Origin of the sequence: Uruburuella suis, assembly GCF_022870845.1 — a bacterium.
Lineage (GTDB): Bacteria > Pseudomonadota > Gammaproteobacteria > Burkholderiales > Neisseriaceae > Neisseria > Neisseria suis.
This window is the reverse complement of sequence record NZ_CP091507.1, coordinates 1,297,706-1,311,142: the sequence shown is the minus strand read 5'-3', so window position 1 is coordinate 1,311,142 and position 13,437 is coordinate 1,297,706. Positions and strand designations below refer to the sequence as shown.

Below are 13,437 nucleotides of genomic sequence, written 5' to 3'. Positions count from 1 at the left end.
GGAATGCATAAATAATGGAATGCATAAATAATGGAATGCATAAAAAATGGAATGCATAAAAAATGATACGGCAAGTAGGTTGGATTGAAAACCCAACAAATCCACAAGCCGTCTGAAATGTTGGGTTTGGCAACCCAAGCTACGCTGTTTCAGAATGCAGTTCGTGTCACTTTTTCTTACATTCCACTATATAACCAAAGCGCATTTGATTACAACAAAGCATTCTTTCCCTTTTTCAGACGGCCTCGCTAAAGTAAGCAGCATTCAAAAGCCGCCCGAATCTGAGGAAACCATGACCCAATCCACCGCCCCCCTGCTCCGTTTTATCACCGCCGGCAGCGTTGACGACGGCAAATCCACCCTGATCGGCCGCCTGCTCTACGACAGCCGCACGCTCTTGAGCGACCAAGCCGACAAGCTCGCGCAATCCGCCGCCAACGGCCAAGCGCCCGACTTTGCCGGTCTCACCGACGGCCTCGCCGCCGAGCGCGAGCAAGGCATCACCATTGATGTGGCCTACCGCTATTTCGCCACCGCCAAACGCAAATTCATCATCGCCGACACTCCCGGCCACGAGCAATACACCCGCAATATGGTCACCGGCGCATCCACCGCCGACGCTGCCATTGTGCTGATTGATGCCACCCGCGTCGATTTTTCCGGCAGCAGCCCCGCCTTATTGCCGCAAACCCGCCGCCACAGCGCCATCTTGAAGCTTTTGGGCACGCCGCACATCATTGTGGCCGTCAACAAGCTCGATTTGCTTGATTTCGATGAACAAAAATACCGCGCCATCACCGAGGCCTACCGCACGCTCGCTGCGCAAATCGGCCTAGCCGCACAAATCCACTACCTGCCCGTGAGCGCATTGGCCGGCGACAATATCGTGGCCGCCAGCGCACACACGCCGTGGTATCGCGGCCTGCCGCTTTTGCCGCTGCTTGAAAGCCTACCGGTGGAACGCAGCCGCGCCGCCCGTTTGAGCGCCCATTTTCCCGTGCAGCGCGTGGCCCGCCAAGACGGCAGCAGCAGCGACGATTTCCGCGGCTACCAAGGCCGCCTCGAAGCCGGCCGCTTGAGCGTGGGCGACGAAATCCGCGTGCAGCCCTCAGGCAAAAGCGCCCGCATCGCCGCCATCTACACCCCGCAAGGCGAAGCCCGAAGCGCCGAAGCCGGCAGCGCCCTCACCCTCACGCTCGACAGCGATGTCGACATCTCGCGCGGCGACAGCATTCTGGCCGCCAACAATCCCGCCCTGCCCACCCGCCACATTCAGGCATCGGTGTGCTGGTTTGACGAGCGCGCGCTCAACCCGCAGCGCAAATACCTGCTCAAACACGGCACGCAAACCACCGCCGCCAAAGTGAAGCAAATCGCCTATGTGTGGGATGTGCACACACTGAGCAACGTGAAAGCCGCCGAAAAGCTCGCCATCAACGACATCGGCAGCCTCAGCCTTGCCCTGCAACAGCCGCTCACCGCCACCACCTATGCCGAAAACCCCGCCACCGGTGCCTTTATCCTGATTGATGAAGCCAGCCACCACACCGTAGCCGCCGGCATGATCACCGCCACCCACGAGCGCAGCGATTTCGATATTTAAACGGTCAAACAGGCCGTCTGAAAACAAGCGTAGGTACGATTAGCTTTGTGAAAACAAAGCGTAATCGTACGCATGGCGAACAAAAGCCGTCTGAAACATTTTTTCAGACGGCATCGTTTTGTTTACAGCATTGAAGGCGTAGGCGTAGATCGGATTCTCGAATCCGACGCTTGTTCGCAGAACAAGTTTTCCGGAGCTGAGAAAATGTCGGATACAAGTATCCGACCTACAACGTCCCGGCTGTCTGAACAACAAACGTAGGTACGATTAGCTTTGTGAAAACAAAGCGTAATCGTACGCATGACGAACAAAAGCCGTCTGAAACTTCTCTTTCAGACAGCCTTACCTTATATGCAGCAACCGTAGTACGCATGACACACAAAAGCCGTCTGAAACCGCTCTTTCAGACGGCCTTGCATTCAAATTCTAATCGCGCACGGTGCGCCAAAAATGCGCCAACGGCCCCGCGCCCTGCCCCACATGCCAATATTGCCCCGATGCAATCGCACCGTGCAAATAGCTTTTGGCGGCGGCCACGGCGAAATTCAGGTTGCGTCGGTGCGGATAGAGTGCGGCAATGGCCGAAGCCAGCGTGCAGCCGGTGCCGTGGGTGTTGGCGGTGGGCACGCGGGCGTTGACAAAGCATTGCGGGTCGGCCGCTTCTTGCACCAGCCAGTCGCGCGCCTCTTCGCAGCCCTGCCAATGGCCGCCTTTGAGCAGCGCCGCTTTAGCGCCTTTGGCCAGCAGCTGCCGCCCTTGCGCGAGCATTTCGGCTTCGTCTTGCGCCAAAGCATTGCCGGTGAGCTGCGCGAGCTCGTTCAGATTGGGTGTCACCACATCGGCCAGCGGCAGCAACAGGCCGCATAAGGCATCCAGCGTGTTTTCCAGCGCCAGCGAATCGCCCGAAGTGGCCACCAGCACGGGATCAAACACCACAAACGGCACCGGATATTCGCGCAAAGCATGCGCCACGGCTTTGATGCTCTCCACATCGGGCAGCATGCCGATTTTCACCGCATCGATGCGGATGTCGCTCAACACAGAATCGCATTGGGCGGCAATCATGGCCGCGGGCACCACATGCACGCCCTGCACGCCTTGCGTGTTTTGCGCGGTCACCGCAGTGATCACGCTGGCACCGTAAGCGCCCAGCGCGCCAAAGGTTTTCAAATCGGCCTGTATGCCTGCGCCGCCGCCGGAATCAGAGCCGGCAATGGTCAACACGCGCGGAAAAGGTTTGCTTTGCTGCATGGGTGGATTCCTTTTATTCTTTACTCGATAAGCCTTTGCAAACAAAAAGTTTCAGACGGCCTGCAGTCTGAAATTACTCAAGGTGCCAGCCGCTCTTTGAGCCAGCTTTCGTTTTCGAGGCGGTATTGAATGCGGTCGTGCAGGCGGCTGGGCCGGCCCTGCCAGAATTCCAGCCGCTCGGGCAGCACCACATAGCCGCCCCAATGCGGCGGCCGCGGCACGCTGATCGGGTGCTTGAGGCCGACGGCGGCGGCGCGCGCCACCAGCACCGATTTGCCGGCAATCACGCTGCTCTGCTCGCTCGCCCAAGCGCCGATGCGGCTGGTGTAGGGGCGGCTTTTGAAATATTCGTCGGATGCGGCCTCATCCAGCAACACCACCCGCCCTTCCACGCGCACCTGCCGCTCCAATTCGGGCCAGAAAAACGTTAAAGCGGCAAACGGATGCGCCGAAAGCGCGCGCCCCTTGCGGCTCAAGTAATTGCTGAAAAACACAAAGCCCTGCGCATTCACTTCTTTCAGCAACACCATGCGGCTGCTCGGGCGGCCGTCTTCGCCCACCGTGGCCACATTCATGGCGGTGGGCTCGTTCACCTCGGCGCGCACCGCCTCATTCAGCCAGCGTTCAAATTGCACCAGCGGGCTGGCATCGCATTCTTGCTCCGATAATTCCTGCTTGCTGTAATCGGCGCGGATATTGTGTAAATCCATATTCAGCTTTCTTTCAGACGGCCTCTTTGGCCATATTTTGTTAACAGGATAACCAGCCGTGCGTCATTAATCAATAGGCCGTCTGAAAGCCTTTTGTTTTCAGATATTTTGCCGGTCTGTTTTTATTTCCGACTATCGGGCCAAGCATTTAAATTAATCGCACTTTGCGGTACAATAGCGCGTTTTCCAACCTGCCCGCCTCATCATGCAACTCACCGCCATCGGCCTCAATCACCAAACCGCGCCGCTGAGCATACGCGAAAAGCTCGCGTTTGCCGCAGTCACGCTGCCCGATGCCGTGCGCGGGCTGATTGAAAGCCGCGCCGCCGCCGAAGCGGTGATTTTGTCCACCTGCAACCGCACCGAGCTTTATTGCGTGGGCGATGCCGAGCGTGTGATCGAATGGCTGGCCGAATATCAAAATCTCAACATCGACGAAATCCGCCCCTATCTTTACACCTACGGTTGCAGCGACACCATACGCCACGCTTTCCGCGTGGCCTGCGGGCTCGATTCGATGGTGTTGGGCGAGCCGCAGATTTTAGGGCAGATTAAAGATGCCGTGCGCGTGGCGCAAGAGCAAGCCGCGCTCGACACTTGGCTTAATGCCTTGTTTCAAAAAACCTTTGCCGTGGCCAAAGAAGTGCGCACCGGCACGGCGGTGGGCGAAAATTCCGTGTCGATGGCCGCCGCTTCGGTGAAAATGGCCGAGCAGATTTTCCCCGATGTGGCCGATTTGAATGTGCTGTTTATCGGCGCAGGTGAAATGATTGAGCTTGTGGCCACTTATTTTGCCGCCAAAAATCCCAAGCTGATGGCCGTGGCCAACCGCACCCTGCCACGGGCGCAAGAATTGTGCGAAAAGCTGGGCGTTAATGCCGAGCCGCATTTGCTGGCCGAATTGCCGGCCATTTTGCACGAATACGACGTGGTGGTGTCGTCCACCGCCAGCCAGCTGCCCATTGTCGGCAAAGGCATGGTCGAGCGCGCATTGCGCCAGCGCCACCATATGCCGGTGTTTATGCTCGATTTGGCGGTGCCGCGCGACATCGAAGAAGAAGTGGGCGAATTAAACGATGCCTATCTCTACACCGTCGACGATATGATGGGCATCGTGCAGCAAGGCAAAGAAGCGCGCCAAAAAGCCGCTGCTGAAGCCGAAGTGATGGTGTCGCAAAAAGTGGCCGAATTTATCGATTGGCAAAAAAGCCGCCAAAGCGTGCCGCTTATCCGCGCCCTGCGCGACGAGGGCGAACGCGCCCGCCGCCAAGTGCTGGAAAACGCCATGAAGCAGCTGGCCAAAGGCACGCCGCCCGAAGAAGTGCTCGAGCGCTTATCCGTGCAGCTCACCAACAAGCTGCTGCATTCCCCCACCCGCACGCTCAATAAAGCCGGTGCCAACGACAGCGATTTGGTCGAGGCCGTGGCGCAAATCTACCACCTCGAGCATCCGGAATAACGGCAGTAGAAAATCACCGGCGTAGGTTGGGTTGCCAAACCCAACCTATAGTGAAATGCATAAAAAAGTGATACAGCGGGTAGGTTGGGTTGAAAACCACCAATCTACAAGCCGTCTCAAACATTGGGCTTATCAACCAAGCTACCATTCGCAGCCGTTTTTTATGCATTTCACTATCGGCACCTCAATCAACTTTCCAATAATACCAATCCAAAAAAATAACCTAACTTCGTTATCTCACCTTGCCGTACTATCTGTACTGTCTACGGCTCGCCGCCTTGTTAGCTTACTTTTTTTGAATTGGTATATTTGAATTGGTATAACAGAAGCCAAGGCCGTCTGAACAATAAATGTTTCAGACGGCCTTGTTATTGAACAAAAAAGCGTATGCGCGTTTATTACGGTGCTGCACAAAATGCATTGAGTGCAGAAAAACAGAGTGCAGCCCTCAGGCATCAAGCAGGCCGTCTGAAAACATTTTCAGACGGCCTGCTTTTCATTTTTATTTAAAAAAATCGCCCATGCCCGGCGGCAGGCCTTGGGTGAATGCGCCCATGGTTTTGCTGGTGGTTTCTTCGGCCAACGCACCGGCTTGGTTGATGGCAGCCAGAATCAGATCTTCCAGCATTTCTTTATCATCAGCGGCTTCCTGAATCAATTCTTCGCTGATTTCAAGGCGGCGCAGCACATGGTTGCACGTCATGGTCACTTTCACCAAGCCGTTGCCCGCTTCGGCCGACACTTCGGTTTCCGCCAACTTGGCTTGCGCTTTTTTCATATTTTCCTGCATTTGCTGGGCCTGCTTCATCAGCCCGCCCAATCCGGCTTTTCCGAACATGTTTTACTCCTGTTTAAAAAATCATGATTAAGGCCGTCTGAAAGCCATATCCCGTTTCAGACGGCATGGTTTGTATTGCGCTTATTGCTCGTCCTGCCCGGCCAATTCCAATGTGTCCGGCAGCCATTGCGCATCAAACAAACGCAAAATATCTTGTGCCGCTGCATCTGCTTCCAAAAGCATTTGCGCTTGCCGGCGGCCTTCTTGCTGCAAACGCTTGCGCCGCATAAGCGGTGTTTCCCAGCCCGCATCATCACGCCAAGGCTCGGTTTGCAGCTTCAGGGCAACGCCGTAAGCATCGGAGAGCGTGTCGCGGATTTTATCTAGGCGCTCTTTATTGCTGGTGGCGCGCGCCTCATCGGTGAGCGAGAGCATCAGCAATTGTTGCGGCTCATCATAGCGCACCCACGCGGCATGCTGCGCCACCATTTGCGCCGCGCCGAGCTTGGGCGCCAAGCGGCGTACCATCGCGGCCCAATGTTCGCCGTCAAAAGCAGGCAATGGCTCGAATTCAGGCGCTTCGGCTTCGGCCTCTTCTTCATTTTCGCTGTTGTCGCCGCTTTCATTTAAAGCCGCCAAAACGGGCGCGGCATCAAGGTGCGGATAATCGGCATATTCCTCATCTACTTCGTCATCGCCGAAATAAACCGCTTCTTGCACCGCTTCGGCCGCAGAAAACTCATCGGCCGCCACAACATCCGCAAGCTCGCCCACGCTTTCAGACGGCATCATGTCCGATGCTTCCGCCCAAGCTTGTACCGGCTCTATCAGCGGCTCTGCCGGTAGCTCTTCTGTTTCCGCAACCACGGGCGTCGGCTCATCCGACAGGGTTTGTGTGGCGGATGTAGCAGGCTCAAGTTCAGATATGGCCGCTTCGGCATGCATCGCCACTTCTGCCTCAGGCGGCGCTTCCCACGGCGAGGTGTCTTCTGCTGCAGGCTTAAGCGGCTCATTGGCGGCAAGGTTTTCAGACGGCCGCGCAACCGCAGGCAGCGCCGGGCTATCCGGCAGAATCAGGGGCTTTTTTGCGGCGGCATCCTCCTGCGGATTATGCAGCTGCGTGCCCTCGATAATGCCCTCGCTGCTATGCGCCTTGGCCGCCATCGGCGCAAAAGCCAGCATGCGCAACAACGTCATCACAAAGCCGGCGTATTCATCGGGCGCTAGGCTCAAATCCTGTTTGCCGTGAATGGCACATTGGTAATAAAGCTGAATCTGCTCGCCGCTCAAATACTGTGCCAAGCGGGCAAGGGTTTCATGTTCGGGGTCGTCAGCCAGCGCGGCAGGCACGGTTTTGAGCAGCGCCAAGCGTTGCAGCAGCATCGCCAATTCGCTCAATGCGCTGTCGAAGCCGATAGCGCGCGCAGCCATTTCCTGCGCTTTTTCCAGCAGCGCTTCGCCATCTTGGTTCACAATATATTGCAGCAATTCATAAAGATAGCGCTTGTCTACCGCGCCTATCATCTGGCGCACATCTTGCTCGGCCACGCTGCCCGAGCCCATGGCAATCGCCTGATCCAAAAGACTCAAAGCATCGCGCATCGAGCCCATGGCCGCGCGCCCGAGCAGCTGCACGGCAGCGGGCTCAAACGGCACTTGTTCGCTTTCCAGCACATGCGCCAAATGCGCCGCCACTTGCTGCGTGGTCATATTGCGCAACACAAATTGCAGGCAGCGGCTGAGCACAGTAATCGGCACTTTGTGCGGATCGGTGGTGGCGAGAATGAATTTCACATGCTCGGGCGGCTCTTCCAGCGTTTTGAGCATGGCGTTAAACGCGCTTTTCGAGAGCATGTGCACTTCATCGATGATATAAACTTTATATTTACCGACGGTGGGCGCATATTGGGCGTTTTCCAGCACTTCGCGGATATTGTCGATACCGGTGTTTGATGCGGCATCGATTTCGAGCAAATCCACATAGCGGCCGGCATCGATCTGGGTGCAGCTGGCGCACACGCCGCAAGGCTCGCCGTGCTGCCCCTGCTCGCAGTTAAGGCTTTTGGCCAAAATGCGCGCAATCGTGGTTTTGCCCACGCCGCGCGTGCCGGTGAGCAGATAAGCATGATGCAGGCGGCCTTTGTCGAGCGCATTGCGCAAAGCCTTCACCACATGCTCTTGGCCGACCAAATCGGCAAAGGTTTTCGGCCGCCACTTACGGGCGAGAACTTGATAAGCCATGTTGCTCCGTTTTACAGGCGGTAATCGCCGCTGACACCGTTGGCAATGTCGCGCACAGCGGTAACATACATGCGGCTGTGGTTATATTGCCAAACCGCATAAAAATTGGTGAGGCCGAGGTAGTATTCATACACGCCTGGGCTGGTTTCGAGCCGATAAAGAATGGCTTTTTCGTGGTCACCCACCACTTCCTGCGGCTGTACACCCAAACGTTTGAAATCGGCCACGGTGCGGGTGAGCGCGGTTTTCTCATCGATAATGCCTTGCAGCTCTTGATTGATGGTGAGCGTAACCGGCACCACCATTTTGCCGTTGGTTTGCCAGCCGTGCGCTTTCATATAATTGGCCACTGATGCGGCCACATCGCCTACATTGTTCCAAATATCGTGAAAGCCGTCGCCATCGTAATCTACGGCATATTTGCGAAAGCTCGAGGGCATAAACTGCGGCATGCCCATGGCGCCGGCATAGCTGCCTTTAAAGCTGTAGACATCACGCTTTTCCGCTTTGGTCATCAATAGGAATTCGTTTAATTCTTTTTGGAAAAATTCGGCTCGGCGCGGATAATCAAATGCCAACGTGCTCAAAGAATCGGCCACACGGAAGCTGCCCATATTGGTGCCGTAGTTGGTTTCGATGCCCACAATCGCCACGATGATTTCTGCGGGCACACCGTAGCTTTTCGCCACCGCGTCGATCACGCCTTTATTCTGGGCATAAAAACGCCGGCCTGCGCTCACACGGGTGCCGCCTGCATTGGCTTGGCGAAATTCATACCACGGGCGCGAGGTGCCGGGGCGGTTCATAATATTGACGATATTGCCTTTGTATTCCACGCCGCCGAAAAAGTTTTCCAGCTCGTGGCGTGTGAATTGGCCGCTTTGCACTTCATAATCAATAAAGCGCTGCACATTGGCATTGCCGTTGAAGCCGCTGATGGCCACCGATTCGGCGGCAGCGTCAAACACGGGGCGTTTGCCGCCGATCGGCGGCAGCAGGGTTTCCGATGTTTCGGCGGGCTGCTGCTGGCTGCTGCAGGCGGCCAAGGCCAGCGCCAACAGCCCTATGGCGAATTTTTTCATATCGTCACATCCGGTTTTCATTAAACTCAATCAGCACGCAGTGTATCAAATTTACCGTGGGGGTTAAAGCACAGATTACGCCTAAACAGCTTTGTTTGCGCCGCTTCGTGCAGCGCATCTGAACGGCAATCTTTAATACAGAAAGGCCGTCTGAAAGATTCAGACGGCCTTTTATATAAACTGCTAATCTGCGCAGATTATTCTACAGCAGCCACCACGGCAACGGTGATTTTGGCTACGGCATCAGTGTGCAGCGCCACTTCCACTTCGTATTCGCCCACGGCTTTGAAAGGGCCTTCGGGCAGGCGCACATTGGCTTTAGCGGCTTCCACACCGGCAGCGCGAATCGCATCGGCGATGTCGGCATTGGTTACGGAGCCGAACAAGCGGCCGTCTACACCGGCTTTTTGAGCCACGGTGATGGTTTGGCCGTCGAGTTTTTCTTGGCGGGCTTGCGCATCGGCCAAAATTTCGGCTTGCTTGGCTTCCAGCTCGGCGCGGCGCGCTTCAAACTCTTGCAGGTTGGCTGCGGTAGCGCGCTTGGCTTTGCCGCTGGGGATCAGAAAGTTGCGGGCGTAGCCGTTTTTCACGGTTACCACGTCACCCAAGTTGCCCAGGCCGCCGATTTTTTCTAACAGAATGATTTGCATGTTACTTTTCTCCGTCAATTATTTGTGTTGGTCGGTGTAGGGCAACAGCGCCAGGAAACGGGCGCGTTTAACCGCAACAGACAGTTGACGTTGGTAGCCTGCTTTGGTGCCGGTGATGCGGGCGGGAATGATTTTGCCGTTTTCAGCGATAAAATCTTTCAACAGGTCTACTTGTTTGTAATCCACTTCTTGGATTTTTTCAGCCGTAAAACGGCAGAATTTTCTGCGTTTGAATGATTGACGAGCCATTGTCGTTTAACCTTTATATTCTTGAATGTTCTGTATCCGCAGCACGGGCCGGGTGTAGCGCTGGCTTCTCTGTGCGAGAAAGCCGGTGATTTCCACCATCATGTTTTGCCCATGCTGCCACTGCAAAGCTTCCTTACCGATGATTTTGGCCGGCATTTCAAACTTCACCAGGCATTGCTGGCCGTTTTCCTGCTGCCAAGATTCATGTTTGAGCACCATATCCAGCACAGGAATGCCGGCGGGTGTGTAGCGCACTTCGCCGGTTTGGGCGATTTGTGCGGTAAGGGTGAAAAGATTGTTCAATCTTAAGCTTCGGCAGTTTCTTCTTTAGCTTCTTCAGCCGCGCCGCTGTTGCTCAGCAGGCTTTTAGACTTCTCGTCTTTCATCATCGGAGAAGCTTCGGTAACGGCATGTTTGGTTTTGATGGTCAGATGACGCAGCACCGCATCGTTGAAGCGGAAAGCGGTTTCAATCTCTTCCACCACTTCAGGCGTGGCTTCGATGTTCATCAAAACATAGTGTGCTTTGTGGATTTTGTTGATCGGGTAAGCCAGTTGGCGGCGGCCCCAATCTTCCAGGCGGTGAATGGTGCCGCCGGCTTCGGTAATCATGGTTTTGTAGCGTTCAACCATAGCGGGCACTTGCTCGCTTTGATCAGGGTGAACGATAAACACGATCTCATAATGACGCATGTTATCTCCTTACGGTTTATCAAACAGCCTTTGGCCATGCGAAAAGCAAAAGGCAAGGTTGCAAAACGAAAGATTATAATTGCCGCCGCATTTTAACGCAAGGATTAACACTGTTAAAATCTCAAAATGCGGCTTATTTGTGTTACTTTCGCCCTATCCGGCTCAAAACAGGCTCGGATGACCAAGCGCCGCCGCTTGCCTGCACCGGCAAAATCTTTACGCAGGCATGCTATCCGAGCGCATTGTACGGCGCTTATAATGATGGCCGTCTGAAAGCCGCTGCGTTTTGCAGCTTGAACACACATTTATTTTTGAAGCATAAACATAATTATGTCCGACACCCTCAACCAGGTTTCCGCCCAAAGCACGGAAATCATCAAAAACACCGGTGCCAATCTGGTGGATTTCTTCACCCATTTGTTTGCCCGCGAGCGCTTTGCCTCTCATCTGCTCGAGCGCAGCTTCAATCAGCCGCTGGGCTGGATAGAGCTGGGCACTTGCATTGCGCTGATGGTGCTCACTTATTGGCTCTCGGGCTATCTAATCGGCCGCCGTGCGCAAAAGCCCACGAAATGGGCGGCCTTGAGCCACATCGGCAGGCGGGTGTTGTGGCCGCTGATGCTGCTGGCCGCTGCCGTTGCCGCCTTGTTTACTTGGACGGCTCTGGGCTTCAATGGCGTGTGGTTGCAGCTTTTGGTGATGGCGGCGCGCTGGATGATTATTATCCGGCTTTTGCTGGCCGTGGTGCATGCGGCGCTGCCCAACAATAAAATCACCGATATGCTCGAAAGCACGCTCTCAGGGGTGTTGTGGGTGTCTTTTGTATTGTGGATTTCCGGCATCGATGATGTGGTAATCAATATGCTCAAAAGCGTGCAGCTGCCCATCGGCTCCATCACGCTCAATCTCTACACCATACTCACCGGCTTGGTGTGGGTGGCGGTGATTATGGTGTTTGCCCTCTGGCTTTCGCGCACCATCAACAGCCGGCTGATGAACAGCAACCGGCTCGATATGAATCTGCGCATCGTGCTCTCGAAAGTGGTCACCACGGTGCTGGTGACGCTGGCAGTGCTGATTGCGCTGCCGCTGGTGGGCATCAATCTTACCGTGTTGTCGGTGTTTAGCGGTGCGCTCGGTGTGGGCATCGGCTTCGGCCTGCAAAAAGTGGCCAGCAATTATATTTCGGGCTTTATCATTTTGGGCGACCGCTCCATCCGCCCGGGCGACCGCCTGACTGTTAACGACTTCACCGGCTACGTTACCAAAATCACCTCTCGTTTTGTGGTGTTGCGCAGCGCCGGCGGCTCTGAAGCGCTGATTCCGAACGAAACGTTTGTTACTTCCACCGTGATTAATGAATCGTACACCGGCAAATCGCTGTGGCAAAACCTCAACATCCAAGTAGCCTACCACACCGATTTGACACAAGCCATGCGCATACTTGAAGAAGCCGCTGCCGCCCAAGAGCGGGTGGAAACCGACCCTGCGCCCAAAGCTTTTTTGGTTGAATTTGCCGACAACGGCGTAAACCTGCGCGTAGGCTTTTGGGTGCGCGACCCGGAAAACGGCTTTTTGGGTTTGTTTTCCGCTATTTTATTGGATATTTGGGCGCGCTTTAATGAAAACGGCATTGAGTTTCCGTTTCCGCAACGCGAAATACGTATTCTCAACGACGCCCCCGAGCCGAGCGATGCCGCCATGTTGCACGCCGGCCTGAAAGCCCGCAGCAGCACGCGCTCAGACGAGCCCGATAATGAGCACGGAGCGCATTCATGAGCGCGGCCAAACCATTAAAACAGCCCGTGTCAGTATTGGTGGTGTTGCACGACGGCAACGGCAACATATTGCTGATCGAGCGTGCCGATCGCGCCGGCTTTTGGCAATCGGTCACCGGCAGCATCGAAGCCGGCGAAACCTTGAGCCAAACCGCTCTGCGGGAAGTGCAGGAAGAAACCGGCATCACCCTTTCAGACGGCCAGCTGCACGATTGGCAGCAAAGCCGGCAATACGAAATTTATCCGCATTGGCGCCACCGCTACCCGCCCGGCATCACCCGCAACACCGAGCATGTATTTTCCGCCCGCATTGCGCCCGACACCGTCATTAAGCTTAGCAAAGAGCACACCGCTTTTTGCTGGCTGGAGCACACAGCTGCGGCAGAAACAGTGTTTTCCCCCTCCAACCGCCAGGCTATTTTGGAATTAGCCGAACATCTTTAATTTAACCGATACATCATAACCGATACATCATATCCGAGGCCGTCTGAACAGCTTTCCGCATCATATGTTCAGACGGCCTTTTTCCACGCCGTCAAAATCGCCACTCGAAAACAAGCCTTTTGCCGCAATACCGATTTAAAGGCTTCTTAACACTTTTTTAATGCCGGTCGGGCGCTTTGGGCAAGCAAAAGCCATCTGCTTATAATATACTTACCGCCGCATTAGGGTCTGTTCACAATTCATCCGCGAGTAAGATTTTGAGCGCAAAAGCGTGGCTGCAAGGCGAAAAGCACAGCAAGGTTGGACACCTTGCGAGCATTTTCAACGCAGCAGGCGCGTTTTTGAGCCAAAATATTGCCGCGTGATGAAATGTGAACAGACCCTAGGCTCTACCTGCATTTCATCAAACGGCAACATTTTGGCTCAAAAGCGCGGATGAAATGCAAACAAATCCTTAAAGAAAGCGCCATGCAAAAGCCATATGTTTTCTCACGTTTAAC

13 protein-coding genes are annotated in these 13,437 nt (G+C 55.0%); 4 read left to right on the top strand and 9 right to left on the bottom strand.

The genetic code is table 11. From position 1 onward, the window contains the following. Positions 1-292 precede the first annotated feature (292 nt). On the top strand, positions 293-1,603 hold the full coding sequence (locus LVJ78_RS05830) for a sulfate adenylyltransferase subunit 1 (RefSeq protein WP_132952270.1): 1,311 nt from the start codon (positions 293-295) through the stop codon (positions 1,601-1,603). Positions 1,604-2,029: 426 nt separating this feature from the next. On the opposite strand, the gene thiD is transcribed toward LVJ78_RS05830, so the two are convergent. Beyond that, entirely contained in the window at positions 2,030-2,854 is an 825-nt protein-coding gene (thiD, locus tag LVJ78_RS05825) for a bifunctional hydroxymethylpyrimidine kinase/phosphomethylpyrimidine kinase (protein WP_132952272.1), read from the bottom strand. Between the two features lie 77 nt (positions 2,855-2,931). Then, complete coding sequence (gene pdxH, locus LVJ78_RS05820) at positions 2,932-3,564, bottom strand: pyridoxamine 5'-phosphate oxidase (protein ID WP_132952274.1); 633 nt, start codon at positions 3,562-3,564, stop codon at positions 2,932-2,934. Positions 3,565-3,769: 205 nt separating this feature from the next. Between pdxH and hemA the strand changes: the two genes are divergently transcribed. Continuing rightward, positions 3,770-5,023 carry a glutamyl-tRNA reductase gene (hemA, locus tag LVJ78_RS05815; RefSeq protein ID WP_132952276.1) on the top strand — a complete coding sequence of 418 codons (1,254 nt, stop codon included), beginning with the start codon at positions 3,770-3,772 and terminating at the stop codon, positions 5,021-5,023. Positions 5,024-5,525: 502 nt separating this feature from the next. Here the strand turns inward: hemA and LVJ78_RS05810 are convergent. The 7 genes from LVJ78_RS05810 to rpsF form a co-directional block, all read right to left on the bottom strand. After that, positions 5,526-5,861: a YbaB/EbfC family nucleoid-associated protein gene (locus tag LVJ78_RS05810; RefSeq protein WP_132952278.1), complete on the bottom strand. Its 336-nt coding sequence runs from the start codon at positions 5,859-5,861 to the stop codon at positions 5,526-5,528. 81 nt (positions 5,862-5,942) lie between these two features. Then, positions 5,943-8,042 (bottom strand): DNA polymerase III subunit gamma/tau, encoded by a 2,100-nt coding sequence (gene dnaX, locus LVJ78_RS05805; RefSeq protein WP_132952280.1) that lies wholly within the window; start codon positions 8,040-8,042, stop codon positions 5,943-5,945. A gap of 11 nt (positions 8,043-8,053) precedes the next feature. Then, positions 8,054-9,124 carry a lytic murein transglycosylase B gene (mltB, locus tag LVJ78_RS05800; RefSeq protein ID WP_132952282.1) on the bottom strand — a complete coding sequence of 357 codons (1,071 nt, stop codon included), beginning with the start codon at positions 9,122-9,124 and terminating at the stop codon, positions 8,054-8,056. A gap of 197 nt (positions 9,125-9,321) precedes the next feature. Further along, a complete protein-coding gene (rplI, locus tag LVJ78_RS05795) occupies positions 9,322-9,774 on the bottom strand; it encodes a 50S ribosomal protein L9 (protein WP_132952284.1) in 453 nt (150 codons plus the stop codon). 18 nt (positions 9,775-9,792) lie between these two features. Next, positions 9,793-10,023, bottom strand: a complete 231-nt coding sequence (gene rpsR, locus LVJ78_RS05790; protein WP_132952286.1) for a 30S ribosomal protein S18 — start codon at positions 10,021-10,023, stop codon at positions 9,793-9,795. 6 nt (positions 10,024-10,029) lie between these two features. Further along, positions 10,030-10,326: a primosomal replication protein N gene (gene priB / locus LVJ78_RS05785; protein WP_132952288.1), complete on the bottom strand. Its 297-nt coding sequence runs from the start codon at positions 10,324-10,326 to the stop codon at positions 10,030-10,032. Between the two features lie 2 nt (positions 10,327-10,328). Continuing rightward, positions 10,329-10,715, bottom strand: a complete 387-nt coding sequence (gene rpsF / locus LVJ78_RS05780; RefSeq protein WP_132952290.1) for a 30S ribosomal protein S6 — start codon at positions 10,713-10,715, stop codon at positions 10,329-10,331. A 330-nt stretch (positions 10,716-11,045) separates the two neighbouring features. Here rpsF and LVJ78_RS05775 point away from each other — a divergent pair, with 330 nt between their 5' ends. Both LVJ78_RS05775 and nudB read left to right on the top strand, forming a co-directional pair. Continuing rightward, positions 11,046-12,494 carry a mechanosensitive ion channel family protein gene (locus LVJ78_RS05775; protein WP_207894262.1) on the top strand — a complete coding sequence of 483 codons (1,449 nt, stop codon included), beginning with the start codon at positions 11,046-11,048 and terminating at the stop codon, positions 12,492-12,494. Further along, positions 12,491-12,937 (top strand): dihydroneopterin triphosphate diphosphatase, encoded by a 447-nt coding sequence (gene nudB, locus LVJ78_RS05770; RefSeq protein WP_132952292.1) that lies wholly within the window; start codon positions 12,491-12,493, stop codon positions 12,935-12,937. Before LVJ78_RS05775 ends, nudB begins: the two co-directional genes overlap by 4 nt. The last annotated feature ends 500 nt before the right edge of the window (positions 12,938-13,437 follow it).